This is a genomic window from Flavobacterium sp. (assembly GCF_043722275.1).
GTDB lineage: Bacteria > Bacteroidota > Bacteroidia > Flavobacteriales > Flavobacteriaceae > Flavobacterium.
Window position 1 is genome coordinate 1 of sequence record NZ_JAYSPC010000126.1, and the last position, 2,556, is coordinate 2,556.

Consider the following 2,556-nt stretch of genomic DNA (forward strand, 5'->3'; position numbering starts at 1 on the left):
ACCATCGCCACACATGGCAATAACTTGTCTTTCAGGATGTGCGAGTGCTGCGCCAATCGCCATGGGCATTGCATTTGCCATTGATCCGTGATTGAACGAACCCAGCATTTTTCGTTCTCCCGTTCCTTTAATAAAACGAGCTCCCCAAACGCAGGTCATTCCGGTATCAACCGTAAAAATGGCATCTTTATCAGCTAATTTATCGATAATATGAGCGACATATTCTGGCTGGATTGTGTCTTCTCCGCCATTATCATTAATGTAAACATTCATATTTTCTTTTACATTGGCATACAATTTAAGCTGCGCTTGTAAAAAACTGTCGTCGGTTTTGGCTTCTAATAAAGGCAATAAAGCTTCTATAGTGTCGCCAACATCACCGCATAATCCCATATATAGATTGGCTCTTCGGCCTAAACGTTCTGTACTTGTGTCGATTTGAATGATTTTATTATCTGATGGCATGAATTTATCATAAGGAAAATCAGTTCCTAACAATAAAACCAAATGGGATTCGTGCATACTATGATATGCAGAAGGCTGCCCGAGTAATCCCGTCATTCCTATTTCATTAGGATTATTGGGCTGAATGCTCATTTTTCCTCTAAAAGAATATCCTACGGGCGCTTTAATATGGTGTGAAAGTTGTACTACCTGATCGTGAGCATTTTCAGCACCAATTCCGCAAAATAAAGTAATTTTTGTACTCTCATTTATCGCTTTTGCTAATTGGTACAATTCAGGATCCGAAGGTCTGATAACAGGATTGCAATGAAAATACTGCGTCGAAATATTACTTTCAACAGCTTTTAATTGTGCTACATCACCGGGCAAGCCAATAACGGCAACGCCTTTTTTACCTAAAGCATGCTGGATCGCAGTTTGTATAATTCGGGGAGCTTGTTCCGCAGTCATAATCATCTGATTATAATGACTGCAATCGTCGAAAAGTTTAATAGTATTGGTTTCCTGAAAATAACCCATTCCCATTTCGTGGGTATTTATCGTGGATGCAATGGCTAACAAAGGTACGTGCGAACGATGCGCATCATATAATCCGTTGATTAAATGTACATGTCCGGGACCGCAACTTCCGGCGCAGACCGCAAAACCGTCTAGTTCGGCTTCGGCAGCAGCAGCATAAGCGCCAACTTCTTCATGGCGAACATGAATCCATTTTATTTTTCCGTTTCTGCGTATCGCGTCGTTAAAATGATTTAAACTATCACCGGTAACAGCGTAAACGCGTTTTATTCCAGCTTCTACCAACATCTCAACTAACTGTTCTGCAACTATTTTACTCATGATTTATTTTTAAAATTAATATTCAGATCGTAATAAACATTGGTTATGGTTTACTTTCTAATGATTATATTTTAAGAAACATCCGGTTATGATGTAAAAGAGGTTTGGAAAGGTTTTATAAATTTAGGGATTTTTTTTGAAGATTCTAAGGCTCTGAGTTGCTAAGTTTTTTTTTAAGTTGTTAAGGTTCTGAGTTGCTAAGTGACTAAGTTTTTTTTTAGAATAAAAACTAAGAAAGGTTCAGAAGTAGAAAACCATTACGCTTTCAACCTCTGAACCTTTTTATCCTGTAACTTAGCAACTTAGCAACTCAGAACCTTAGCGCCTTTTAGAAAGGATCTGCAGTCACTCTAAACTTCATATCTGCTTTTACGGTTACATCTTTTGTAAGCGTTTCTTTTAAGGTAACTTGTGTTCTGATTTTATATTTATCTGCCTTAATATATTTATCAAGTTTTGCATCAGTACAAATTAAATCGATTGTATTGCTTGATGAATTAATGTTATCCTGATAAGCCAATTCAATTTCATCAGAATCTGTTGTGGAAATGTACAAGTGAACCGATTTCAAAAACGTAAATGTTTCATCTGATGGATCGGAAATTGATAATTTAAGCGATCTTATTTTTACATCTTTTACCAAACTCGCTTTGGTTTTGTTGTTGTCAAATTCAGCCGAAGAATTGGTTGTGACATCCGGCGTAATAATTTCTGCCGGTAAATTAATAGGTGAAGTGCTTTTTATTTTAATCGAAGTTTCATTTGAAATAGTAAAACTCAATAAATCATCAACAGCACTACAAGAATTTAAAAATAACGAAAGGAAAAGAGAAAGGGCAATTAATTTAGATTTCATAAAAGGGTTTTTTCTTAAATACGTTTTTTTTGATGAAAAGGTTTTTTTGTGAAGGTACTAAGTTTTTTTTATTTTTAGGTTCAGAGTTTCAAAGGTTCAAAGAGGCAAAGGTTCAGATTTCCAAAGGTTCAAAGCGACAAAGGTTGAGAGTGACAAAGGGGAAAGGAACAAAAAACAAACCAATAAAATCGTAGATTTTAAAAACTTTGAACCTTTGTAACTCTGAACCTTTGTACCTAAAATCTGAGCAATGAAAAAAAATATCATTTTTTCATTGCTCCGATTTTTCATTTTGGAATATAAAAAGTATTTTTGCGCATGCAACACAACGTACTTATTTTAGATTTCGGATCGCAATATACACAGCTTATTGCGCGTAGAGTTCGCGAATTAAA

At 35.6% G+C, this 2,556-nt stretch carries 2 protein-coding genes; both read right to left on the bottom strand.

Translation table 11 applies throughout. The features are described from left to right. Positions 1-1,305 (bottom strand): thiamine pyrophosphate-binding protein (locus tag ACHZDT_RS15460; RefSeq protein WP_394775521.1); only part of this gene is annotated, 1,305 nt, incomplete at its 3' end. Between the two features lie 328 nt (positions 1,306-1,633). Next, positions 1,634-2,161, bottom strand: coding sequence for a hypothetical protein (locus ACHZDT_RS15465; RefSeq protein WP_394775522.1), 528 nt, complete (start codon positions 2,159-2,161; stop codon positions 1,634-1,636). Positions 2,162-2,556: the final 395 nt, after the last annotated feature.